This is a genomic window from Clostridium sp. CS001 (genome assembly GCF_020443565.1).
In the GTDB taxonomy this organism is placed as follows: Bacteria; Bacillota; Clostridia; order Clostridiales; family Clostridiaceae; genus Clostridium_AD.
The window spans coordinates 1-26,183 of the sequence record NZ_JAIZZN010000040.1 but is presented as its reverse complement, the minus strand read 5'-3'; the positions used below and the strand labels follow the sequence as shown (position 1 = coordinate 26,183).

The window sequence follows — 26,183 nt, the reverse complement described above, 5'->3', positions numbered from 1 at the left end:
ATGGTATAACAATAAACGTATTCATAGCGCTTTAAATTATATGACACCAATAGAATATCGCCTAGCAAATATGACCGAATAAAATTTGTACAATAAAGTGTTGACAATCCAAGATTTAAGCCATACATAATTATAATTAAGGAGTTGTTACTATTGGGATATAACATTATTGATATTTTAGATAAAGCTGTAGATATAGCACATAATAGAAAACGACTTTATACCGAGATTGGCAATCAAGAGGATCAATCACCAGCTGTAAAGATATTAGCTAAGGTCTTAGCTGAAAATGCAGACAAAACATTCCTTCTTTACAAGAAGTTAAAAAAAGAAGTGACTAATAACGAAATGGAAGTGATTGATTTTTCAATCTACGACAAAATTTCATTCTTAATAAGCCAATTTAATTTAAGAATACACACTGTTGATATTCATACCTCGAAGGAATTCATAGAATTTTCTCTTGATTTTGAAGGTGAAATATTAGCCTTATTTCTTGATATACAAGGCCGATTGATCAAAACTTCCGAAGACTCAAATTCCACCGCTTATTTAATATTATCCGATATAATTAAAACTAAAAATAAACTTATTAATGATTTAGAAATGCATAACTAATTTTTATTAAGCACCTAAAAACCCCAAACACCTAAACTAATTAAGTGCTTGGGGTTCTCCTAACTCTTTACTCTCCTCCTATGAATTGTCCTCCTCTTAGTAACTCTTCAAATTCCTCTGGCAGAACTGGAGGACTATAATAGTACCCTTGAATCTGGTCGCATTTATTTTCACTTAAAAAGTCAATTTGATCCTGAGTTTCTGCACCCTCAGCTATAACTTTAATACCTAGACTTTTAGATAGATTTATAATTGTTTTTGCTATTGTACCATTATCATTTTCCGGATAATCTTTAACAAATTCTCTATCTATCTTTATCTTATCAAATTTAAATTTTCTTAAGTAACTTAATGAAGAATAGCCTGTACCAAAATCATCCATTGCCAGTCTTACTCCAATATTATTAATATTATTTAACTGAATTAATAACTTAGGGTCGTTTTCAAGAAGTAATCCTTCAGTCACCTCTATTTCTAGTGATTCCCCCTTTAAACCGTGTTTATCTAATGTGGACTGTATTATTTCAAATATATCTACTTTTTTGAATTGTATGGGAGAAATATTTACTGACATTAAAATAGGTTTAAGATTTTGATCTCTCCACCTTTTGTTCTGCCTACAAGCTTCATCTAACACCCATTTTCCAATTGGAATAATTAGTTCTGTTTTTTCTGCAATAGGAATAAATGTAACTGGTGATACACTTCCTATCTCTGGATTTTTCCATCTTATTAAAGCTTCTGCCCCCACTATTTGCCCTGATGCCAAATCTACTTGAGGCTGATAAGTTAAGTATAACTCACCTGATTCTAATGCTCCTCTTAGTAGATACCTCATTTTAATGCTTTTTAGATACTTGTCTTTAAATTCAGCTTTATAAAACTGCACATTATCTTCTGCTTCTTCTGCATATACTTTTGCTATATTAGCATTTTCAATTAGAAGCTCTATAGTGTCTGAATGTTTCCCATAGCTTGCAACTCCTACAGCTAATTGAATTAATATTTCTTCATCCTCTAATACAAAAGGCTTTTTAAATTCCTTTAAAATATTATTAATAAACTGGAATAAAGTATTATGCTCTTTATTATATTCTAAAAGAATCATAAATTCATTCTTCCCAGGAGAACTAATAATAAATCCATCTTCCATATGATTTTTAATTCTTTTTAGTGCAGTTATTATTAAAGAATCTGCCTTTTTTAATCCTAACCCATTTTTTACAATATCATAGTTTGTAACAGTTATTGATACTAAGCTGTACTTATAATCGACATTGTTGGAATTCTTAATAATCTTTTCATACATTAACTGCTTCATTAAAGACAAATTGGGCAGTGAAGTAAGTCTATCATAATTTTTCAGTAGGTCAATACTAGCTTCCTTTTCTTTTAACAAGGTTAAATCTTCAAATATGCCCACATACTGCAAATCCTCATCACTATCACCTTTAATTGCAAGTATATTTAATAGCTTAGGATAAAATGTTCCATCTTTCTTTCTATCCCATATTTCACCCTGCCAGTTACCATTATTTTTTATACTTTGCCACATATTTTTATAAAATTCCTCATTGTGTCTTCCTGATTTAAATGCGGAAGTTTTTATACCTAAAACTTCCTCTTTTTTATACCCAGTAATAAGTAAAAAAGCTTTATTTGTATATGTAATATGAGTTTCTGCATTTGTAATTAAAATAGCTTCCTTTGAATTATCAAAAACACGGCTTGATGCCTTTACTCCTTTTAAAAATTCTTGCCTTTTAACTATTACATATGAAGTTATAGCGGATGATATCATTATAATTATGATAAATATACACCCTATGACCCAAAAACCATTTTCCTTCAAGCTTTTTATAAAATCAAACTTTTCTTTAGGATAACTAACAATAGCCTTCCAGTATGTGTATCCATTATCTTGAGAGAAGTTAGCGTCTTTTTTCTCTCTTACATTATAAAGTGGGTAAATTGTATCATAGTAATATATATTTGTTTTGTTTTCTATAGTTCCACTTTCATTGGTACTTATAGCATCCCATATATCTTTATTTTTACTTTTAAATGAAATATATTTTTTATTCTCATACATAAAGTTCCAATCATTTGCATTTTCTTCGCTTTTTAAAAAATATCCATCAGCGTTTAATAATTCAATATGAAAATTACTTTTTTGTTCTAAATTCTCATTAATTTTATCTAATACATCTTTTCCTAAATAGTTAAAAACCATTATACCAAACTTTTCACCGTTACTTTTAAATACTGGTACTCCAAAACGTATAATAGGTTTAATTGGATATTCAACTTGTCCATTTTCAGTATTTAAATCAAATTTAGAAATATATATTTCTTCAGATTTCATATTTAATGTTCCATTAAAGTACTCCCTGTCTTTTTTATTTTGAAGTTCCTTGGGAGTAACTATGCGTACATTTCCATCATTATAATCTACCCTAGCTATCTCCATTCCCTTTGTATCTATCAGTCTTAATTGATTATAAATCCTTTTGTTTTTACTAAACCTAAAAAACATTTCATTTAAATTAGAAAGGGTATTTATTGTCGGATTATTAATGTAATCATTAATTTCATTTGAATCTTTTATAACCTTCACATCTGCAGTTACGGAATTAAATGTAGTCTGGATATTTAATTTATTAATTTTTCCTATACTACGTTCTCTTTCCATAAGTATTTGTTTGTTCTTTTGAGTTTGCAAATTATTAACCATAAATAATGTTAATAGGAAAGATATCATCAATGGTAAAAATATGAAAATAAAATATTTGAAATGTTTTATTTTTTTGTTCCAACTGTTATTTTTATTTTTAATCATCAGTTTCCCCCCTAACCACTATTATAATATACTTTTCTGCTTTTAAAAACAAATTCTGCAATACGCCGTGAAAAAAATAAACCCTATAGGACTAATCCTATAGGGTTAATAGTAATCTTTTTACTATCTTCTGAATCCTCTGTCGTTTTGTTGTTTTCTTGCTCTTCTGCAATCAACACATCTTTGAGGTTCATTATCGAATCCTTTTTCTTTGTAGAATTCTTGCTCGCCTTCAGTGAACACGAAGTCTTTACCACAGTCTTTACAAACTAAAGTTTTATCTGCCATTTTAAACATTCCTCCTTTTTTCAAATATTAAGATATAAAAACAGATTAACAATTATATTCTAAAAAGAGGATATGTTGTTATCTAGTTTAATCTTCACACTAACTGTACTATACAATTAATATAATTTTATCTTAACATATATATCATTAAAGTGCAATACATTATTCAATAGCTTTAGGAATTATTTATAAGTTATGGTGTCCTATTGGTTAAACCTCTGAACTTTTTCTAAGGATAAATTTATTTTTGATAAATCATCTGTTAATTGGTATAATGTACTTTGAAAGGAAGTGTTTAATGTATGTTAAAAGAATTCAAACAATTTGCTCTTAAAGGGAATATTTTAGATTTAGCATTAGCTGTTGTTATGGGTGGTGCATTCTCAAAGATAGTTACATCTTTAGTAAATGACCTTATAATGCCCATACTAGGTTTAGTCCTCGGAGGAGTCAACTTTACTACGCTACAGTATGATGTTCCTTCCTTATTAGCTGGTGGAGCTCCCGTGTCAATTAAATATGGATTATTCATTCAAGCCATTATAGACTTTTTAATTATTGCATTCTCTCTTTTTATATTTGTTAAAGCTATATCTTCAATGAAAAAGAAAGAAACAAAAGAGGTGGTTGTAGCTATCCCTACTCCTTCAAAGGAAGAAGTACTATTAAGTGAAATTAGAGATCTATTAAGAGATAAAAAATAAAGAAGGTGTTTTTTTGAAGAGGTTTCTATCTAAAAGGCAATTGTTTTTAATTCTACTTTTGCCTTTAGGAATTTTTCTTTCTCAATTTTCTATAATTTTCCCAACCTTTATAGAAAAGTTCTACTCCTCATTTTTTTATAAAATAATTGCTACTGTGGTAAGTTCTGTTACAGGGCTTCTACCTTTTTCAATTGCAGAACTTTTAATTATATCTTTTGCAGCTTTTACAGTATGGTATGTTTTGAAAACAATTTTGAACTTTTATAAATTTAAAAATAAAAGATTATTGATTTTAAAAACCTTTGTCATAAACGTATTTTCTGCAGTAGGGTTAATATATTTTTCATTTCAACTTTTATGGGGGTTCAATTATCAAAGACTTACACTAAATAAAATTCTTCAATTAGATGTACATAAGTCCTCCTCAAAAGAACTTTCTGTGCTTTGCTTAAATCTTATAAATAGATCAAATGCTTTAAGAAAAGACATAAATGAAAATGAGCAAGGTGTAATGAAGCTCCCCTACGATAAAAACTATATCCTAAAAACCGCTAGGCAAGGATATGATAAAGCTTCACTACAATATCCTAAGCTAAAAGGTAACTATGGCACACCTAAGGCAATATTACTCTCAAGTCCAATGTGCTATACAGGAATTACAGGTTTTTATTTTCCATTTACCAATGAAGCAAATATAAATATGATGCAACCTGTTTCTTTCCTGCCCTTTACTACAGCTCATGAAATAGCTCATCAAATAGGCTTTGCTAAAGAAGATGAAGCAAACTATATTGCATATATAGCTTGTATAAATCATCCAGATATTAACTTTCAATATTCAGGAACATTTGCAGCATTATCCTATTGCCTTAATGCATTATGGAAAAATAATTCTGCTAGCTATAAAGAATTGATTTTGACCTGTAGCACAGGTGTACTTAATGATCTTAGATACAATCAAACCTTTTGGGAAGGGTATTCTGGTACTATAGAGAAAATAGGCGATAAAGTTAATGACACCTATCTTAAATCTCAAAATCAACAATCTGGAACAAAAAGCTACGGCGCAATGGTTGATTTACTCCTTGCTGAGAACAGATCACAATATGAGTACAGATTAAAATCCAAGTAAAATAAATCGTAAAAAAAGTGGATAAAAATAGATTTGTCTTGGCAAGTCTACTTTTATCCACTTTATATTTTCTACATTCATACCTTGTAATTTCTATCTAATTCTTCTTGCAGATAGATAATCACTCCTTGTTAATGGTGATATTTTAATCACATCTCCTGTACGTGGAGCATGTATGTATGTATTGTTACCTGCATAAATACCTACGTGATGAGGGCTTCCTGTTCCAAAGAATACTAAATCCCCAATCTGCAGATTTTCTCTAGACACATATTCTCCATCTTCTATCTGATCATAGGTTGTCCTACCCAAACTAACTCCAAATTGTGAGTATACATGTTGAACAAAACCTGAACAATCAAAGGTTTTTATTCCTGTTGCTCCCCACTCGTAGGGTGTTCCCATAAGGCTTTGGGCATAAGTTAATAATTCATTAGAATTTACTGATGAAGGCTTTTGTGGCTTACTTACTTCCCCTTTAGGCTCATCCTTAATTTCTTGTTTTACTTCTTCCTTTTGTGGAACCTTTGTTTCATTTTTGTTTTCCTCAGTTGTTTTACCTGGGGATACAGCTTCTTCTTTTTTAGTAACTACTGCAACTTCATATTTAGGTACTTGATTTGCCGCCTCTTGAATTTTATTCGCAGTGTTTGCCAATAGTGTCTCAGCTTTTGCTATTTCATCTTTATGCAATTCTTGTTGTTTTTTAACTTCTGCTATTAATTTATCTTGCTTATCCTTGTTTATAGTAAGCTTGTTCAATTTATCTTCATTGCTAGCTTTTAATACTAAAACTTTTGCTTTATTATCATTAAGAGATTCTTTTATATCCTCTATAGCTTTTTTCTTATCATTTAAGGCCTTAATGACTTTGTTATCATACTCTATAATCTTTTTAATATTTTCTACCCTTGAAACAAGGTCTTCTATCCCTTGGGAATCAAATAAAATTTCTAAATAGCTATCTGCTCCATTTATGAACATAACTCTCATTCTTTGACTAAATAAATCTTCTTCGCCTTTTATATTGTTCTCAGCAATTACTATGTCTTTTTCAGTTTGCTGTATTTTCTTTTCAGTGTCTTTTATTTCATATTTTGCCTTGTCTATAGCTATGTATATATTTTCAATATCCATGTCCAACATTTCAATAGATGTCTCTAATTTCTCAAAATCCACCTGTAGCTGAGTATATGAACTCTGCTTTTCTAGAAGCTGCTTCTTTTGATCATTTAACTGCTCTTTTAGTGGTTGTGCTAAAATAGGAACACTTACAGACATAATAATTCCTATAGCTACAAGCAAAGATAACATTCTTCTCCTCATTGTCATACCCCCATATCACATATTGTAAGATAATAATAATATTATTATTATAGCACTATATTAGGACAAAGGCTAACATGAAAATTGTGGAATTGTAGGGGATAATATATTATCCCCCCACTTTTATTATCTTTTTACCAAAGGAAATGCTATAACATCTTTAATTGAATAAGCCTGCGTTAAGAACATCATCATTCTATCAATGCCTATTCCAAGGCCTCCTGCTGGTGGCATACCCGTATCAATTGCAACTGCAAATTCTTCATCCATGGGACTTGCAGTTTCAAGCCCAGCTCTCAATTTGTTTGCTTGCTCATGTAGAAGTACTCTCTGTTTTAGAGGGCTATTAAGCTCAGAGTATGCATTTCCAAGCTCAACTCCATAAGCAAAAGGCTCAAATCTTTCTATAAGTTCAGGGTTACGTCTATGCACTTTACAAAGTGGTGAAGATTCAGCAGGATAGTCAATTACAAATGTAGGTTGTATAAGCTTTCCTTCACTATAGCCTTCGAATAGTTCTATAATAAGTTCTCCTTTAGAGGCTTCTAATAAATCTAGGCCTTCTTGCTGCTTTTCTACTAAAAAACCTTTCTCATTTATGCTTTTAGCAATTTCTTCTCTTGACATGTTTTCAACATCTATTCCGGTTTCTTCTTTTACTAAATCGCACATAGTAGCTCTTCTCCAAGGTGCTTTAAAATCTATTTCTACACCGTCACAAAGGACCTTGGTAGAACCATTTATTTTATTGAAAACATAATCATAAAGATTTTCCATAAGCTTCATCATATCGTTGTAATCCGCATAAGCCATATAACATTCAAACAAAGTAAACTCGGGGTAATGTGTTCTATCAATCCCTTCATTTCTAAAGGATCTTCCAAGGGTATAAACTCTTTCAATTCCTCCAACCATTAGTCTTTTTAGGTAGAGCTCTGGAGATACATTCATATACACCTGCGAATCTATTGCATTTACATAAGTAACAAAAGGCTTTGCCTCTCCTCCGCCGTATTTAGTATCCAGAATTGGTGTTTCCACTTCAATAAATTCTTGCTTCTCTAAAAACTCACGGATAGCTCCCATTGCTCTTGAACGTTTAATAAACCTTTCCTTTACTTCATTATTCATAATCATATCTAGGGAACGATGTCTTTGTTTTAGGTCAGCATCTTGAATACCATGAAATTTTTCAGGTAGTGGTCTTATGGCTTTTGATAACATTGTCACATTATTTGATCTTATTGTGATTTCTTCCGTTTTTGTCTTGAAAACAGTACCCTCGACTCCAATAATATCTCCAATATCAATAAGTCTCAAAAGCTCAAACTTTTCTTCTCCCAAAACAGCTTTATTAAGGTAAACCTGTATGTCTCCTTCTTGATCCCTTAAATTTATAAATATTGCCTTACCCATTCTTCTCATAAGCATTACTCTTCCAGCCACAGTAAAACATTGCTCCTTATTTATATTTTCAAAGTTATCTGTGATAAGTTTAGAATGTGTTATATTTTCAAAACTATATGGATATGGATTTATACCCTGTTCCATAAGTTCATTTAACTTTTTAATCCTTTCAACCACAAATTCATTTGCATCTGACATAATATTTCTTAAATTCTCTATTTCAACATATTCTTTAAACATAACGATACCACCTTTTTTTATTTTAATAATATTTTTTAATAATCAAGTCTTAAGTTGAATTTTTAAAACTTTCAACTTATAAAACTATAAACTCGATGCATTTTAAAAATCAGCAAATAAAAAAACCCTCACCCCCAAGACATTATAGTCTTGGGGACGAGAGTATATAATTTCGTGGTACCACCCCAGTTTTTCAATATGTCACCATATTGAACTTGTCTAGTACGACATAAAATCCACTAAAGTGGCTAATAACGATTTTAAAAATATCGTTAAAAGAATGTTTATACTATAGCTCGATAACGGGAGCTCCCGGCACAGTCTACCCCTAAAAATTAGGCTCAATGTGAAACTCAGAGGCCTTTTTCGATAAATAATTCCTTCTCCCTCTCAGCAAATGGGAGTTCTCTGTAAAAAAATCACTATATCTACTCTTCTCATCATCGTCTCTAAAACTTTGTATTTTTTATATCTTAACAAAATAGTTTTTCTATGTCAACTATTTAATTAATAAATTTTTACTGTTTAATTAATAAATTTAAACTATTTCCACATTATAAAATGTACTCACAAAGCTACTAGAGTTTAAAACCACTCATTAAACTTTGGAGTTCCACAGCCATTTGCGTTAAATTCTCAGCAGCATTAGCTACTTCTTTCATTAGTGCTGTCTGCTGCTCTGAAGCTGCTACTACACTTTCTGCATTTCCTGAAGACTCAGTAGAAATCTTAGCCACATTTTCAATAGCTCCTAGCATATTGTGTGTCCCTGCACTTATTTCTTCTGTTACTGCAGACACATCTTGCATTTGAGAAGCTATATAATTTATATCCTTTAATATTTCTGCAAAGGATTTACCAGCCTGATTTACCATGCTTATACCATCTTGAACTGCAACCGTACCATTATCCATAGCACCAACAGCATTTACTATTTCTTTTTGGATTTCATTTATTAAGTTTGATATACTCCCAGCTGCTGATCCAGATTGTTCTGCCAATTTTCTAACTTCATCAGCTACCACCGCAAATCCTTTTCCTTGCTCACCAGCTCTTGCTGCTTCAATTGCTGCATTTAGTGCTAGTAAGTTTGTCTGACCAGCAATGGAAGTTATTAAAGATACTATACTTCCGATTTCTTTTGATTTATCTCCGAGTACTGCCACCGCCTGAGTAGACATTGCTACTTTATCCTGGATATTATTCATTTGTTCTACAGCTAAGTATACTACTTCATTACCTTTTCCCGCCCTCTTAGATGCCTCTATAGAAGTATTTGTTACCTCTTGTATATTATTTGATATCTGTTCCATACCTGTGAATATTTCTCCTGCAATTTTTGTTGTATCATTAGCTATATCAACTTGCTCCGCACTACCAAAGGCAACTTGTTGAATAGCTAGTGAAACCTGTTCTGCAGATTGTTGTGTTTGATCGGAACTTGCTGTAAGCTCCTCAGCAGTTGCTACTACATTTTCTAAACTACCAGAAATTTTTTGAATTAATCTTTTTAGGTTATTATTCATTTTATTTAAATTGTTTCCCATTGATCCAATTTCATTTTCACTTTTAACATTTATTATCTGAGTCAGGTCTCCCTCTGCAATGGAACGTGAAAGGTCATTTACCTCTTTAATATTTTTAGTAATATACGCACTGAATATACCGACTGCAACCATCACAAGTATGCAAGTGATTATAATTAGTATAACTATATTAATCAATAACTTATTAATTGGGGCGTAAAGTTCCTTTTCGGGAATTGATAACACTACATTCCATTCAATCCCTGGTATCTGTTTGTAATATACAAGATTTTTACCATTCTCATCTTCAAAATAGGATTCTCCATCTTTGTTTTGTAAAATATCTTTACCTAACTTTGCCATACTTGCATTTTTATCTTCCATAACCTTAACTTTCATAGATAATTCATCAGAAACACCTGCCAAATATGTTCCGTCTTTACCTATTAGCATTGCTTTTCCTGTCTCACCAACTTTAATATTTTTAATATTTGCTTGTATAGCCTCTAAACTCATATCAGCAGTTGTAACACCTAAAAAGTTTTTATTTCCATCAAATATTGGTGCAGTAGCTGTTGTCATAGTCACTTTTAAAGTTTCATCATAATAAGGTTCTTTCCACGCAACGCTTTTTTCAACATTTTTACCTATTGTATACCAAGCTTGCGCCGGATAATTATATTCTTTCGTAGCATACTCCTCTGTAACCTTTGTGGCTCCACCTTCTTTATATGCATATGGTCCGAAAAATTCTATCTCTTTCTTGAATTTATATGGTTCAAACCAAACTCCTGCTCCTAGTGTATTTTCATTTGTAGAAATTACTGCTTCTTGAGTTTTTGTAATCTCTGCCTTATTTAATACTAGGCTACTAGTTCCAACAAATCTCCCTAAATCCACTGCTATTTGAGCATGTTTTTCCATATCTCCATCTATTAAATTAATAGTTTCTTGTAACTGATGTTTCATCCTGTTTTCAATTTCTGTAGTTATAAGTTTTTTAGAAGTATAATTCGAGAAACTGCCCATCATTACTAAGGATATTAACACTACTGGTAAAATGGAAATAAGTATGACAGTTTTAATACTTTTAATTTTTACAAAATTGTCGTTTTTTTTCTGCTTATTCTTGTGCATATCTATACCCCCTAGATTTTTTTATACTATTGCTCATATATTCGACTAAATTCAACTTATCTTTACATAAATATTCAAAAAAAATTAATATAATTCCGCTTATTAAAGTATATTATTTGAATATATCACCTCGCTTATCATAATTCACTTCTTTTATAACTATATTACAACTCCTGCATGAATGAAAATATTTTTTTAAATTTTAGAGTACTTTTCCTTAACTCATGAATATAATAATACTGTAAAACAATTTGAGGAGATGACTAATGATGGCCTACAGTGCTCGAGAGCTATTGGCTAGAATAATAAAGTGTGAAGCTGGAGGCGAAGGAGAAAACGGTATGAGGGCAGTTGCCTCTGTAGTTATGAACAGAGTTAATGTAGCTTATGGTGAGTACCTTAGACTAGGTCAAGGTGATTTGAGAAAGGTTATATTTCAACCTGGCCAATTTGATTGTGCAACTTCTGTGCTTGGTGGCGTCGCTAACCCACAAACCATTTGGTCAAGTCCACCAGAAGATATACATTATGCAATTGCTGATTGGGCTTTATCTGGGAATAGATTATATACAACAGGTGCTGCATTGTGGTACTTCAATCCCTTTGCACCAGGTTGCCCGTATCTCTTCCCATTCAATGGTAGTGGCGCCTATCAAGCTAGTGTAGCTCAGCATTGTTTTTACAATCCAACAGCACGCTATGCTACTACCTAATTTAACCTATTACAATTAACACCTTTAATTAATAATTTAATATAATTCTTAAGGAGGATATTTTATGTTTATAATCCCACCTGACAATTTTAATCAAACTCCAATGTGGAATCCTGGTTCTATGTTTTCTGAATATCCAATGATGCCTATGCCAGATTTTGATATGCAAGGCGATGAAAGACTAAATCCTATGCCTAAGGCTCCTCCACTCGTTCCTGATAATAATCAAGGTTTTGAAATACCACCTACTTCTCCTATTGTAAATAATCCACTTTATAATCAAGGTTGGTTAACATCACAAATAGGTAAATATATGAGAGTATCCTTTTTAATTGGGACCAATCTCTTTCAAGATAGAACTGGAACCTTAGTAGAAGTGGGCATTAGTTTCATTATTCTTAAAGACGCTTCTACAAATGATTTAACAATGTGTGATATGTACTCCATTAAATTTGTAACAGTGTTCAACAATCAAGATCTTAAATGTCCATCGTAACATAAATGATAAATATAACTTTCAATATGTTGCAATAATGTAGCACAAGTTAAAAACTATAACACATCAAAATCTTATATAAAAAAGTATATATTACATAAATTTATTTTATGTAATATATACTTTTTTTAATGTTTTAATTAATATTAATAAGTTAATTAAAAAACTTTTCCCTTAAGATTAACTTACTAGATGCATTACCTATATTCTATTTTACCTTTTGAACTTCACCATATTTTACCCCAAAGGTATCTACAGTAACCTTTTTCATCTTTTGATCTTTTTTAGGTCTGTCTTTTTTTGATTTATCTATTTGCTCTGTTTCTACAGCAACTATCTTATCTGCAGTTTCCATACCTTGCATAACTTTACCAAAAGCAGCGTATTCAGTATCTAAAAAATCACTATCCTTAACCATTATAAAAAATTGTGAGCCAGCTGAGTTTGGATCACCACTTCTAGCCATAGAAATTACTCCTCTTTCATGCTTTAATGCATTCTCAAATCCATTACTACTAAACTCTCCAGCTATTGCATACCCAGGTCCACCCATTCCTGTTCCATCTGGGTCTCCTCCTTGTATCATAAAGCCTGGTATTACCCTATGGAATATTAGTCCATTATAAAAACCACTTTGAACTAAAGATACAAAGTTTCTAACAGTATTAGGTGCAATTTCAGGGTATAATTCTATCTTTATAACTCCGCCATCTTCCATTTCAATAGTAACCATTGGATTCTTGTCATTTGCTCCTTTTTCTGTTTTAATTTCCTTTGGAGGCTCTACTTTCTCTACTTCTTGTGGAATGGGCTCAGTTTTTTCCTCTGTTTTAGCCACACATCCTCCTGCAAAAACTATAAAAATTAGTGTAGATAGTAACATTATTTTGTTTAAAAACTTCATTTTTTTCATGGTATAATCCCTCTTTCATTTTTTGATTAAATTACATTTAAGTAAGCTTGTTATTATTTGAATGTACCTAAATAATCTTTTTAAATATTTCTACTAAATTCGGATCAAATTGTGTACCTGAACATTTTGATATTTCTAAAATAGCTTCTTCTCTAGTCATAACTTTCCTATAATTTCTATTACTAGTCATAGCTGCATAAGCCTCCACAATAGAAATCATTCTAGAAATTACAGGTATTTCTTCACCTTTAAGTTCTTGAGGATATCCTGTTCCATCCCATCTTTCATGATGACATAATATTATATCTGCTATAGGCATAAATCTTTTTATTGAAGTAGCAATTTTATATCCTGCTTCTGTATGCCTTTTTATGTTCTCCCATTCCTTGTCATCTAATTTTGAAGATTTATTCTTTATATCCTCTGGAACAGAAATCATTCCCACGTCCCCTATTTCAACATATAATGAGATTTCTTCTAATTCCTTGTTAGATAAATTCATTTTCTTACCCATTTGGAGTAAAATATCCTCAATATCAAGGCGGTTTTCATCATTACTGCAAGAATTTCCCTTTAATTTATTCTTTATAAATAATAATATCTCTTCTCTATATTTTTTACTTTCACTAAATTTATTAGTATACATTCTCTTATCTGCTTCATTAATAGCCTGAAAAATATCCTGCTCACTATCCTCTTTTGTAAAGCTACCCATTGCCATGCTTAGTTTACCAAATACCACATTTTCTTCACTACAAAGTTTCTTTATTCTCGTTGCAATAATCTCAGCAACTTTTTTATCAGTATCAGGTAGCACTATTATAAATTCATCTCCACCAATTCGTGCTAACAAGTCACTAGCTCTACAGCTTTTCTTTAAAACCTGTGCTGCTTTTTTTATAAGTTCATCCCCTACTTGATGTCCAAATACGTCATTAGTTAGTTTTAATCCATTTAAATCTAACATTATAATACTTATAGGCAAATGTTGTATGTCATTATATTTACTTATCTCTTCCTGGAAATAAGTCCGATTATGTATTGATGTTAATTGATCATTAAAAGTTAAATAATGAATGTCTTTTTTTAATTTCTTCTCTTGGGATATATCAGATATGCTTACAACATACCCCATTTTACCTTTATTTCTTTTCGGTATAGACGTAACTTGACATAACGTTATAGCTTCCTTTTCATGAGTTCCGATAAGGATTTTTTCACTCTTTTCCTTTAAATCTAAAACCTGCACTTCTTCCCTAGTTTTTGGATCTAATAATTTTAGAACGTCCTTAATTTTACCTTCTGCCTTCTCATTAGTATATCCAATTAATCTCCTTGCATTTTCATTCATAAACTTTATATCTTCATCTTTATCAATAGCTATTACGCCATCATTTATACTTTCTAAAATAGCATTTAACCACTTTCGCTCTTCCTCTAGCTTATTCTTCATTTCATGCTTGTATAAGGCCATTTCTATATTAAAAAATAGCTCAGTTTCTTCAAAGGGTTTTATTAAAAATGAATACCCTTCACTTAATTTTGCTTTTTCTAACATAGTTTTATCAGCTAGTGCAGTAAGATATATAACGGGTATATTTAAAACATTTGTTATTTTGGTGGCAGTTTCGATGCCGTTCATATCTCCATCTAATTCTATATCCATAAGGATAATATCAGGATTATGAATAAGTGCCGATCTTATAGCCTCTTCACCTTTAGAACAAATATCCGAAACTTCATACTCTAATTTTATTAAACTATTTTGTATAGTTTTTGCTGTTACCTTCGAGTCTTCAACTATTAAAACCTTTGTACCTTTCATCAACAATGCCTCCAAATCAATTAATATAGTAAACCTGTAAAAATAGTGGCCTATCATCAATGATATAATTCTTGGTTATGTCCAAAACCTTATCCTTATGCACAATGAAATGGTCTTTTCCTATAATTGTAAATGGAGGAGTTATACTAAAGTGATATTTAGTGCCAGCTAATATTGTTTTTGCCCTACCTGCCACCATATTTACAAGTTCCGCTGCTCCATCATATATTTCTTCCTCTGTTATATCACTTTTTTCGATTCCTGTCATGTAGTATATTATTGTAGAACATAATTCTTTAGACATCGTCAAACTTACTAATGCATTTTTTTCACCTAAAGTTAACATAACTCCTGATATTTCACCTTTGTTTATCTTGCAAACTTCCTGTGACAAATCTTCTTCAATACAAAGCCCAGTCATAATTTCTATAACTTCCCTTATGGCAGCGGTAAAAATCCCCTGTAAATAATCTTGTTCTATATTCAAAGTTACTCACCCTTTCCCAATGCTTCAAACATTTTTTTAGTTACTTCTTCCATTGTAAACGGCTTAACAACATAGTGACTCGCCCCAGATTTAATTGCTTTTATTATACTAAGCTTTTCACTTTCCGTAGTAACCATCATCACTGGTATATTTTTAAATCTATCATCACTTTTAATAATCTTTAATAACTCGAACCCATTAATGCCTGGCATATTTAAGTCTAATAAAATTAGAGATATATTACAATAATCTTTTTCTATAATACTTAACGCTTCTTCACCGTCTCCAGCCTCTAAAAACTCATATTCTATTACTTCCACAGCCATTTTTATTATTTTTCTTATAATTGCAGAATCATCCACAGATAAAATTTTCATTATATTCACCTCTTTGCCTCATAATATATAGCTCCCATATTATCTTGTTTTTCATAGTATAAATTATAGTCAAAATATATCTCCGAACTACCGAGGAAAAGATTCCCCTGTTTTTCTAGAGAATTGGCTAGCCTTTGGAGCAAGTCATTCTTTGCTTTTTCTGAAAAATAAATTGTGACATATCTACAAAATATTAAATCAAATTTGCCAAATGAAACAAAGCTTTTTTGGAGGTTGAATTTATAAAACTTCACCATGCTTTTTATTTCATCTTTTATAGTGTATATCCTGCCATCCTTATTAAAATACTTCTGCTTGTAAAATTCCGGTAGTCCTCTCATTATAGTTATAGCATCATATCTACCTGATTTTGCTAAGTTTATTATTGCAATCGAAACGTCTGTGGCTATAATCTCAAATTGTGAAATTTGGATATCTAAAATATTATTTTTTTCTAGATAGTTATGAATAATCATTGCAACAGTATATGGTTCTTGCCCTGTTGAGCACCCTGCGCTACATATTCTTATCTTATTTCTTTTATTTTCCCTAAGCATTTTTATATAATGTGGCATTAATATATTTTCTAAAACATCCCAAGGTTTTTTATCTCTAAACCATAGTGTTTCATTAGTTGTAATTGCATCAATAACTTTTTCTGTTATAGTATCATCCATACTAGTATATATTAATTTATAAAACTCTTCAAAAGTATTACAATTAAACTCTATCAATAATTTAGATAATCTACTTTCTATTAAATAGGATTTTTCTAATGAAATTATAATCCCACACTTCTCTTCAATATATTTTCTCATAATGGAAAATTCCTCTGTAGTTAAATTTACTATGATTTTCACCTCACCTAAATATGATTTTACATAAACTAAAGAATTGTTAATGTATTAATCATTTCTCCTATATCTCTTATATGTATGCTCTCATTAGAGAGCTTGGCTTCATCTATGCATCTCGGCATACCATAGACAACGCAACTAGTTTCACTCTCAGTTATACAATAACAATCACAGAGCTCTTTTAATACTTTTACGCCCTCAGTTCCATCAGCTCCCATACCAGTTAAAACCACAACCAAAACCTTTTTCCCCTTATATTCATTAGCCACAGATTTAAAAAGAAAATCAGCTGATGGTCTTGCACCTTTTAAATCAGTTGAAGATTCAGCAATTATTACTTTGGATCCATTTATACTTGTAACAGACATATCAATCCCGCCTGGAGCAATAAGCACCTCTCCCCTTTCAATAACATTTCCGTTATAAGCCTCATTCACTTTAAGCTTACAAATGTTATTTAAAGATTCTGCTAAAGATTTAGTAAACTCAGCTGGCATATGTTGTACTACTAAAATTGGAATATTAATATTACCTTCTATATTCCTAAAAATTTTATCAAGGGCTGCCGGCCCTCCCGTTGATGCTGCTATAAGTATAATGTCTGGTTCTTTGTAATTACTTTGTCTATGTTTTCTTATGTTTAGCGTTGCTTCACTTAGTTTATTTTTATTATAACTATCTTTGTTTTCTAAAGTGCTTAAAATGTTTTTTGTGTTTTTGCTTATTAAGATTTGATTGAAAATCAATTTTAAATCAGACTTTATTTTTTGAATGCCTACACCATCTGAGGTTGGCTTTTTAATAAAATCTATAGCACCATTACTTAGTGCTTCCATTGTTAATTTAATATTATCTTCGCTTATACCACTTACAATGATTACTTTAACACTGGGATACTTATCCTTAATTATTTTAAGGGTTGCAATTCCGCCTAGTTTTGGCATGATTATATCAAGCAATGCAATATCAACGTCTGAATACTTCAGTATATCTAAGGCTTCAATTCCATCGCCTGCTGTATATATTACCTGTGGTATTCCTGTTGAGCTTACAATTTCCTTAAGAACTTTCCTGAATACACTTGAATCATCTACAATTAATATTTTTAGCATCCTTACGTCTCACATCCATTTACTTAATTCTATATTCACTAACTAATGCTTTTAATTCATTTCCCATGTTATCTAGTTCCTGAGACAGTTCACTTGATCTACCTGCTATTTCTGCGTTCTCTCTAGTATCTTTACTTATTCTCTCCATGTTTATTGATATCTCTGTAGCACCTATGCTGATTTCTCTAAAGCTTCTTGATATTTCTGAAGTTTTAAGGGATACCATTTCCGTATTTCTTACTATTTCGTTAGATGCCATAGATATTTCAGATACAGATCTAGCCACTTCTACTACACCTTTACTAGCCTCAGATATACTCCTTGATATACTTTCTGATTTATCATTTACACTTTTTATCTCATCAGTAATCATTCTAATTTTATCTGAAGCCTCTATTGCAGAATTTGATATTAACTGAGTATTTGCTGATTGCTCTGTAACTGCTGAAGAAACTATATTTGTAGAGCTAACTAATTCATCAATAACTCCATTTATTATTTCCATTGAAATAACTGCCTTACCTGTATCTTCTTGAATTTCTTCAATTTGTTCGCTTATTTCTTCTGTAGCACGAGTAGTTTGTTTTGCAAGCTCTTTAACTTCATTAGCTACAACTGCAAATCCTCTGCCCGCCTCTCCAGCTCCTGCAGCCTCAATAGCTGCATTTAAAGCAAGCATATTTGTCTGGTCTGCTATATCCTTAATAGTACCTACTATTTTTCCTATCTTTTTCGCTAATATATTTAATTTAATTATGCTCTGCGTTGTACCTTTTACTTTTGTTTGGGCATCCTCTGTTATACTAAGTGTTCTTTCGCCATTTCTACTTATTTCACTTATTGATGAATTAATCTGTCCTGTAGAAATTGCAATACTGTCTACAAATTTATAAATATCCTCTGAACCCTCTAGTATCCCTTTAGTGCTTTGAGACATTGAATTTATTAGTTCTGCAACTTTGTCAATTTCTGTAGATGTTTGTTCTGATGAAGATGCTATACTTTTTATATTTGCTGAAAGTTCTTCTGTTGCTGCTGCTATCATATTTATATTATTACTTGTTTCTATTGAAGCATTTGCTGAAGCATCTATGCTTGCAGTAATTTCTTCTACAGAAGCCATAACATTTGATGTTTTTTCATTAGTCTCTATGCTTTTAAATGACAATTCCTCTGAAGTATCTAAAAGTATCTTGGATATATGGTTTAACTTAAAGGATTTTTCTTGAATATCATGAATAAACCCTACTAACTTTTTAATAAAGTTATTAAAGGCTATTGTTAATTTACCCATTTCATCCTTTGAAAAGACTTTAGCTTCAGTAGTTAACTCTCCTGTTTCTGCTTTTTTCATTAAGTCTTCCATGTATATCACTGCTTTTGTAATTACCTTTGTAGTGTACACGCCAACTAGTACCATTATTGCTATGCCTAAGCAAACTAATATAATTACTACTTCTTTTGCTTTTTCTCCTTTTGATATTATTTCTTTATTATTATCACTGGAATCTTGAGTTTTTATTGCTATGGTTTTATCAACAAAGTCATGCATATCATTAAATGCCTTTGTAAATTCTGCATTTTTAAATAATTTCTGTGCTTCTTGGTTTTTTCCACTAAGTGAAAGTTGCATTAATTTTTCAGCATAGCTTTTATAAACTTTTGCGGCACTCTTTGTATCATCCATCTGCTTCTTATTATCAGTGGTTGATTCTATCTCTAAAATATCTTTATCAATCAGCTGAAAATTATTTCTAACCTCAATTATGTATTGGTTTTTCTCCTCCATATCTTCAGTTAATATTATATCTCTTATTATAACCCTAATATTTTCAAACTCTTTTGCCACTTCTCCTGTTTTTCCTAGTGGCACAACATTTTTATTATAATTTTCACTATTTATGCTTGATAAAACATAAATATTCTTTATCCCTACATAGCCTATAAGTGCCGTAATTACAATTGCAATAACAAATGCCACTGTCAACTTTTGGCCTATTTTAAAATCCACAAATTTCTTCAATTGTTCTCCTCCTCGTTATTCTTAAGTGTATGAGTCATTATTTTCTTCTTAGAAGTTCTCTACTTCAAATATCTTATGAAAATCTAATATTTTAAGCATATCTCCCTGCAGCTTTATCACAGAACTTATGTAGTTTCTCTTTTCTTCTACTATATCTTCTGGCATCTGCCAAAAATCTTCTTTCGTTATCTCTATTACATCCCCAGTCTTGTTAACTAAAAACCCTAACTGCTGGTCATCCTCTGTTTTTAACACTATACATTGCAAATTTGTAACTTCTTTGTCAATATTTTCGCCTAATATTATTTCTAGATCAAATATAGTAACAATATTTCCTCTTAAATTCATAAGCCCTTTAATATGTTCCTTTCCTTTTAATAAAGGGGTATATTCTATATTTCGGGTTATCTCTTTTACTAAATTTACATCTATTCCGAAATGTTCTCCCCCTACATAAAACGTTAAAACTTTCTTCATTAGGTAACCCTCTTTATGCTTTATTTTTTTCCTTAGAAGCCATTTCTAATAACTCATTAATGTTTAATAATAAAACTATTTTATTATCTATAATTCTACTTCCAGATATCCCTTTGAGTTTTATACCGTCAACATTTAGATTTTCATTTATATCTATTTCAATTGTGTCGTATATTTTATTAATAAGTATTCCTACGGACCTGTCAACTTTAGGTATTATTATATAGTCCCTTTTATTAATACTTTCACTTTTACTTATAGGAATATAAGTTGATGGCCTAATTATTTTAACTATGTTTTCTCTTATTTTTATGTACTCTTGATTTCCTATAAGTTCAATATCATTATTATTTATTTCTTCTACTCTTTCCACTATGGATACCTCCATTGCAAGAGTTTCATCCCGCGAACACTTAAATAAAATCATTTTATTTTTCTTCAATATTTGCTTTTCTTTTTCATGCTTTTCCAACTTGTTTTCAACATCTATTTCTTTATTTAGTTTTAGCTTGGCCTTTTGCGCAATACCATTTATATCAAGAATCATAGCAACTTTTCCGTCTCCTAAAATTGTAACTCCAGAATAGCACTCTGAATCTTTAATGTACTTTGGTAATGATTTCACTAGAATCTCTTCACCATCGTAAATTTCATCCACCATAAGTCCAAATTCTTTAAATCCAATTTTCACTATAAGTATCCTTATTATCTTTTCCCAATTATTCATATCTATCTGCTGATTTGTTAATACCTGAGATAGATTTACAATAGGGATTAGCTCCTCTCTGAGTCTTAGAACTAACCGTCCACTTATATATTCTAATTTTTTATTATTATCATTTGGAATGATTCTAACTATTTCTTTAATATTAACTTGAGGTAGTGCAAGTTTTTGACCACTACTCTCTACTATAAGAGCAGAAATTATGGCAAGAGTAAGAGGGATTATTAATCTTATTTTGGTTTCCTTGTTCTTGATGGAATATACCTCGACATTACCCCCCATTTTCTTGATGTTAGTTTTAACAACATCCATTCCTACTCCTCGCCCAGATATATCCGTTATATTCTCTGAAGTAGAAAAACCCGGCTTTAAAATAAGTTCCATAATTTCTTTTTCACTCATAATTAAAACTTCTTCCGAAGAAATAATTTCATTTTCTAATGCTTTACTTTTTACTTTTTCTAAATCAATACCTTTCCCATCATCAATTACGTCTATAATTACAAATCCAGATTTATAGTAGGCATTTATTTTTATAGTTCCATACCCTGTTTTTCCTGCTAACTTTCTTTCCTTAGGGTTTTCTAACCCATGGTCTGCAGCATTTCTAACAAGATGAACTAATGGATCTACTAAAACTTCTATAATTGATTTATCAAGCTCTACTTCGTCACCTTTGATTTCTAAATTAATCTCTTTATTTAAACTTTTTGATAAATCTCTTATTATTCTTGGGAATTTATCAAAAATATTTCCTAAATGTTGCATTCTAGTTTGCATTATCTTTCCTTGTAAACTAGATGTTACATAATCTATGTTTTGAATTATTCTATCCATGCCTTGAATATCACTTTTATGTTTTTCCATAGTTCGAAGTAACTGATTTCTTCCAAGAACTAATTCACCTGTTAGATTTAAAAGTTCATTTAATAAACTCACCTTTACTCTTACGCTTTCTTCCTTATAATAACTATTCTCTACCTTTACTTCATCCACTGATGGTACTTGCTCATTTACTTCTATTTCCTCCAAGAACTTAGTTATATTAAAATCTAGTATCCTACTTTCATCTAAATTTATTGCTAAGGATATTAAATTTTTTTCTAATACAGAAGATATAAGTATATGTACAATTCGCTGATTTACATCACTAGTACTTTCATATGTTTCTGTATTTGTATAGGAATCAATTACCTCCCCAATAGATTCTAGAATTTTCATAAATCCATCAATTTCTTGATAATTTTCTACTAAACTTTCATTTGTATTAATAATAATTTCGTAGAACATATGACCACGTTTTTTTGCATTTGCAATAACATCATGGTGGATTTCAAATGGAATTCTCTTAGAATCTATAATACTTAAATCTAAACCTTCCACAGCATTTACTTCTTTTTTATTTATGCTTAATGTATCCTTTTTAAGAATTTCTTGTATGCTATATGTAATTTCTGATATATCTACATTTTTAGGATTACTTATACTATCAACAAGTAATTTTAAATAATCATTTGCGGAGAGTAATATGTCAATATCTCCTTCACCTATGCTATAAGTATTATTTCTAATCTCTCCAAATAGGTTTTCCATTGAATGTGCTAACTGTACTATTTTATCAAACTTAAAAAATCCTGCTGCCCCCTTAATACTGTGAACAGCCCTAAATATCTCATTTATTGCCTCTAAATCTTTTTTATTTTCTACTAATTGCAATATTTTTTTCTCCACTACTTTGATATGCATCATAGCCTCTTCAATAAAATCATTTGTTAACTCTTCATTTATCAATTTACTCACCCCCTAAATTAAGGCGAAGTGTATACTCCGCCTCAATTTTACACACTAGCCTTAATTAAATCTAAATCTCCTTGTAGCATATATTCTGTTCCTTTTGATATATAAATTGTTTCTTCTTCTTTTAAGTTAATTTCATCATTGTTAGTTTTTATAATGCCTTTACCACATATTACAATGTAACTATGAAAGCTTTCCTTAACCACATTTACATAACTATTATGGACAACAATCTTCTCAACTTTAAAATAAGGTGTTTGTAGCTTATCAAACTTATCAATCTTCCCAGCTTTGTTTTCATTTTCATAATCTATAACCTCTAGGGACTTTTCAATATGCACTTCCCTACCACGACCAAAGTCATGGAGTCTATAGGTAATGTTACTGTTTTGTTGTACCTCAATAAGCTTTACCCCAGCTCCTATTGCGTGTACACTGCCTGCTGGGACATAGATGAAATCACCTCTTTTAATGCTAATCTTTTCTAAGTAATCTTCTAATTCTCCTTGCTGTATAATTTTCCTTAACTTTTCCTTATTTAACCCTTTTTTCATTCCCGATATTAGCGTTGCACCATCTTTTGCCTCTAAGATGTACCAGCACTCTGTTTTTCCGTTACCATTTTCAAATCTTTTAGCATAATCATCATTTGGGTGAACTTGCACTGATAAAGTGTCTTCTGCTTTTATAATCTTACTTAATATAGGAAAATTGTTGCCACATCCTAAAATTGAAGATAATTCTTGTCCTGCATAAATTCCTTCTTCTATTGTAGATTTTCCATCTTCATGGCATGAAAGCACCCATTTCTCCCATCCCCATACTTTTTTGCTTATGTAAGGCTTTAACTTTAAGGTTAATCCCTTAGCCAATACACTCCTCCAAAGCATTACTAATCTACGTTATCACCTAATCTTTTTAAAATAGCTTTTCCCTCTTCTTTAGTGCTACTTGGACCACAAATGTTAAATTTACCATTATATTTGTTGTCCACTTCAGCAAGTTTTATAAGTATTTCATTGAAGTCCTTTGATGTATCCAGTGAACCAACAATTTCATATTGACCTGTTTTAACATCTTTCATTTCTATAAAAGTACTATATCCTGTACTCTTAAAAATATTGTTCTTTGCCCATATTTTCTTTAGAATAACTTCCTTTTTGATACCATCCACTTCAATATTTCCAGTGAAAACATCATTTAAAGATAGTTTCTTTTTTAATTTCCCAACAAGTTTAATCTCCGTACTCTTTTGAAATTCACTATTCTCAGCATATATATATGCACTATAGTTTCTCTCAATGCTTACCGGTCTAAAATATATGACCAATATTAAACCCATACCAATGATTCCAATTACTATTGACGCCTTTAAAGTTATCCTATCCATATACATCACCTTAAACTAAAATTATTTCCCTAATAATATTTTTATAAATGTTTGTCTATACCTAACATTATAAACCAAATTGCATTAGAGTGCATTATAAAAAATAGATAAAGGGACCATTAAAAAATTTTTTTTAAAACTTTTTAATAGTCCCTTTCTTTATCTTAACTTTACATATTTCCATTTCCCAGTTTTGTACCTTGAATATATTAATATCCACCTTACAAATTGATCAACAAATACCGCTATCCATGCTCCCGAAAGACCCATTCCCATCTTAGTTACAAGAATGTAAGCTAGCACAATTCTTATACCTATCACTCCTATAAAGGTAGAAACCAGAGGCCATACTGTATCCCCTGCTCCTCTAAGTGCACCGGCTAAAATTAGTTGAGAAGATTGAAATGGTTGCACAATTGCAATAATCTTTAAAGCATTGGAGGATTTCCTTATAATTTCTGGATCTGGTGTATACAGACCTACTAATTGAGGACCAAAGAAGAATAGTACTATTGCCATTATTGAAGATATTATTGAACCTATTCTTCTAGCTTCCCTTCCATACTCATCCGCTTTATCTGGTTTACCTTCTCCTAGGCTTCGTCCAATTAAAGAAGCTGCAGCTATTCCAAACGCTTGTCCTGGGGTAAAGGATAATCCTAGTATACTTAAACAAATTTGATGTGCTGCAAAAGTAATTGTACCAAGACCTGCAACTACTTTAACAAATATCATAATACCAAACCTCATTGCCATTTGTTCTAGCGACGCTGGTATACCAATTTTAACTAAGTTATATATTATATCTTTATCAAATTTAAAATGACTTTTGAGATTAAGTTTAAGTATACATTTCCCGGATAATAATCTTGTACATAGCAAAATAGTTGCAATTAAATTTGAAACTGCGGTAGATATACCTGCACCTGTTACACCTAGTGCCGGGAACCCTAGTAGTCCGTATATTAAAATTGCATTTCCAAAAACATTAATAAAGTTAGCTCTCAAATTTATCTGCATTGGGGTCTTTGTATCACCGGCGCCTCTTAACACTGCTGATAATGAAAAGTTAAAGGATTGAAATATAAATCCAACCATAATAATTCTGAAATAGTTTGTTCCTACTGCTATAGTATCACCTTGAGCCCCAATAAGGGACATTATCTCCTGGGTAAATACTAATCCTATTATGCTTAAGGGTAAAACAAAAGCTACTTGTGTTAATAATAAAACATGCTTAACTGTATTTTCAATTTTATTTAATTTTTTTGAACCTATGTACCTTGCTATCATTGCTGTTCCACCTATATTTAAGGCCTGGACCAAAGATAGTCCAATAAACAATGGCTGATTAGTAATCCCTACTGCTGATATTGATGCAGCTGCTACTGATGAATCCTTTATTCTACCTAGCATAATCATATCCACCATACCAAATAAGGTTCCTAGTAACAGTTCCGTTAAAACGGGCCAAGCAATATTAATAACCTCTTTTGATCTAGGGTTTTTCATTTTAAGAATCATAATGTTGATTTTTGCCTTGAAGGCATTTACCATTTTCTATCACTTCCTATTTGAAAAATATTTAGACCCTCTAAGTATATTATCATAATATCAACCTAATTTCTATAGTTTTGTAAAAACATTAGGAATTTTACAACTATTCAATCGAGTAGGAGCTGAATAATTAATTTATTCAGCGACCTCTCACACCACCAAGCATACCGTTCGGTACTTGGCGGTTCAATAAGATTTACCTAATCATAAATATTTTT

23 protein-coding genes and 1 other annotated feature are annotated in these 26,183 nt (G+C 31.0%); of the genes, 6 read left to right on the top strand and 17 right to left on the bottom strand.

Annotated features, from left to right (window positions below; all coding sequences use genetic code 11):
* Together LGK97_RS20075 and LGK97_RS18250 are read left to right on the top strand one after the other, a co-directional pair.
* Positions 1-82: IS3 family transposase (locus tag LGK97_RS20075; RefSeq protein ID WP_413228453.1), on the top strand; the 82-nt coding region annotated here is incomplete at its 5' end.
* 71 nt (positions 83-153) lie between these two features.
* Positions 154-618: a hypothetical protein gene (locus tag LGK97_RS18250; protein WP_226261472.1), complete on the top strand. Its 465-nt coding sequence runs from the start codon at positions 154-156 to the stop codon at positions 616-618.
* A 67-nt stretch (positions 619-685) separates the two neighbouring features.
* On the opposite strand, the gene LGK97_RS18245 is transcribed toward LGK97_RS18250, so the two are convergent.
* Positions 686-3,457, bottom strand: a complete 2,772-nt coding sequence (locus LGK97_RS18245; protein WP_226261470.1) for an EAL domain-containing protein — start codon at positions 3,455-3,457, stop codon at positions 686-688.
* A 123-nt stretch (positions 3,458-3,580) separates the two neighbouring features.
* Positions 3,581-3,745 carry a zinc-ribbon domain-containing protein gene (locus LGK97_RS18240; RefSeq protein ID WP_226261468.1) on the bottom strand — a complete coding sequence of 55 codons (165 nt, stop codon included), beginning with the start codon at positions 3,743-3,745 and terminating at the stop codon, positions 3,581-3,583.
* Between the two features lie 302 nt (positions 3,746-4,047).
* On the opposite strand from LGK97_RS18240, the gene mscL reads away from it, so the two are divergent.
* A complete protein-coding gene (gene mscL, locus LGK97_RS18235; RefSeq protein ID WP_226261465.1) occupies positions 4,048-4,449 on the top strand; it encodes a large-conductance mechanosensitive channel protein MscL in 402 nt (133 codons plus the stop codon).
* Positions 4,450-4,462: 13 nt separating this feature from the next.
* A complete protein-coding gene (locus LGK97_RS18230; RefSeq protein WP_226261463.1) occupies positions 4,463-5,581 on the top strand; it encodes a DUF3810 domain-containing protein in 1,119 nt (372 codons plus the stop codon).
* A gap of 93 nt (positions 5,582-5,674) precedes the next feature.
* Here the strand turns inward: LGK97_RS18230 and LGK97_RS18225 are convergent, their stop codons facing one another.
* From LGK97_RS18225 to LGK97_RS18215, 3 genes are all read right to left on the bottom strand, one after another.
* Positions 5,675-6,907 carry an NlpC/P60 family protein gene (locus tag LGK97_RS18225; protein ID WP_226261461.1) on the bottom strand — a complete coding sequence of 411 codons (1,233 nt, stop codon included), beginning with the start codon at positions 6,905-6,907 and terminating at the stop codon, positions 5,675-5,677.
* Positions 6,908-7,033: 126 nt separating this feature from the next.
* The gene (gene lysS, locus LGK97_RS18220; protein WP_226261459.1) at positions 7,034-8,554 is read right to left on the bottom strand and encodes a lysine--tRNA ligase; all 1,521 of its coding nucleotides are present in this window, start codon (positions 8,552-8,554) and stop codon (positions 7,034-7,036) included.
* Between the two features lie 149 nt (positions 8,555-8,703).
* Positions 8,704-9,007: a binding site (T-box leader), on the bottom strand.
* A gap of 125 nt (positions 9,008-9,132) precedes the next feature.
* Entirely contained in the window at positions 9,133-11,217 is a 2,085-nt protein-coding gene (locus tag LGK97_RS18215; protein ID WP_226261457.1) for a methyl-accepting chemotaxis protein, read from the bottom strand.
* Positions 11,218-11,486: 269 nt separating this feature from the next.
* Here LGK97_RS18215 and LGK97_RS18210 point away from each other — a divergent pair, with 269 nt between their 5' ends.
* Both LGK97_RS18210 and LGK97_RS18205 read left to right on the top strand, forming a co-directional pair.
* Positions 11,487-11,930: a cell wall hydrolase gene (locus tag LGK97_RS18210; protein ID WP_226261475.1), complete on the top strand. Its 444-nt coding sequence runs from the start codon at positions 11,487-11,489 to the stop codon at positions 11,928-11,930.
* A 64-nt stretch (positions 11,931-11,994) separates the two neighbouring features.
* Complete coding sequence (locus LGK97_RS18205; RefSeq protein WP_226261455.1) at positions 11,995-12,426, top strand: hypothetical protein; 432 nt, start codon at positions 11,995-11,997, stop codon at positions 12,424-12,426.
* A gap of 208 nt (positions 12,427-12,634) precedes the next feature.
* On the opposite strand, the gene LGK97_RS18200 is transcribed toward LGK97_RS18205, so the two are convergent.
* From LGK97_RS18200 to LGK97_RS18145, 12 genes are all read right to left on the bottom strand, one after another.
* Positions 12,635-13,159, bottom strand: a complete 525-nt coding sequence (locus LGK97_RS18200; protein ID WP_226261474.1) for a peptidylprolyl isomerase — start codon at positions 13,157-13,159, stop codon at positions 12,635-12,637.
* Positions 13,160-13,406: 247 nt separating this feature from the next.
* Complete coding sequence (locus tag LGK97_RS18195) at positions 13,407-15,164, bottom strand: diguanylate cyclase (RefSeq protein WP_226261453.1); 1,758 nt, start codon at positions 15,162-15,164, stop codon at positions 13,407-13,409.
* Positions 15,165-15,180: 16 nt separating this feature from the next.
* Positions 15,181-15,651, bottom strand: a complete 471-nt coding sequence (locus LGK97_RS18190) for a chemotaxis protein CheX (RefSeq protein ID WP_226261451.1) — start codon at positions 15,649-15,651, stop codon at positions 15,181-15,183.
* Between the two features lie 2 nt (positions 15,652-15,653).
* Positions 15,654-16,028: a response regulator gene (locus tag LGK97_RS18185; protein ID WP_226261449.1), complete on the bottom strand. Its 375-nt coding sequence runs from the start codon at positions 16,026-16,028 to the stop codon at positions 15,654-15,656.
* Between the two features lie 5 nt (positions 16,029-16,033).
* Complete coding sequence (locus LGK97_RS18180) at positions 16,034-16,888, bottom strand: protein-glutamate O-methyltransferase CheR (RefSeq protein ID WP_319001587.1); 855 nt, start codon at positions 16,886-16,888, stop codon at positions 16,034-16,036.
* A gap of 26 nt (positions 16,889-16,914) precedes the next feature.
* Positions 16,915-17,997 (bottom strand): chemotaxis-specific protein-glutamate methyltransferase CheB, encoded by a 1,083-nt coding sequence (gene cheB, locus LGK97_RS18175; RefSeq protein WP_226261445.1) that lies wholly within the window; start codon positions 17,995-17,997, stop codon positions 16,915-16,917.
* Between the two features lie 19 nt (positions 17,998-18,016).
* On the bottom strand, positions 18,017-20,020 hold the full coding sequence (locus LGK97_RS18170) for a methyl-accepting chemotaxis protein (RefSeq protein WP_226261443.1): 2,004 nt from the start codon (positions 20,018-20,020) through the stop codon (positions 18,017-18,019).
* 48 nt (positions 20,021-20,068) lie between these two features.
* A complete protein-coding gene (locus LGK97_RS18165) occupies positions 20,069-20,497 on the bottom strand; it encodes a chemotaxis protein CheW (RefSeq protein WP_226261441.1) in 429 nt (142 codons plus the stop codon).
* A gap of 13 nt (positions 20,498-20,510) precedes the next feature.
* The gene (locus tag LGK97_RS18160) at positions 20,511-23,012 is read right to left on the bottom strand and encodes a chemotaxis protein CheA (protein WP_226261440.1); all 2,502 of its coding nucleotides are present in this window, start codon (positions 23,010-23,012) and stop codon (positions 20,511-20,513) included.
* Positions 23,013-23,059: 47 nt separating this feature from the next.
* Positions 23,060-23,890, bottom strand: coding sequence for a type I phosphomannose isomerase catalytic subunit (locus LGK97_RS18155; RefSeq protein ID WP_226261438.1), 831 nt, complete (start codon positions 23,888-23,890; stop codon positions 23,060-23,062).
* 20 nt (positions 23,891-23,910) lie between these two features.
* Positions 23,911-24,408, bottom strand: a complete 498-nt coding sequence (locus tag LGK97_RS18150; RefSeq protein ID WP_226261436.1) for a hypothetical protein — start codon at positions 24,406-24,408, stop codon at positions 23,911-23,913.
* Between the two features lie 159 nt (positions 24,409-24,567).
* Positions 24,568-25,965, bottom strand: coding sequence for an MATE family efflux transporter (locus LGK97_RS18145; RefSeq protein WP_226261434.1), 1,398 nt, complete (start codon positions 25,963-25,965; stop codon positions 24,568-24,570).
* Positions 25,966-26,183: the final 218 nt, after the last annotated feature.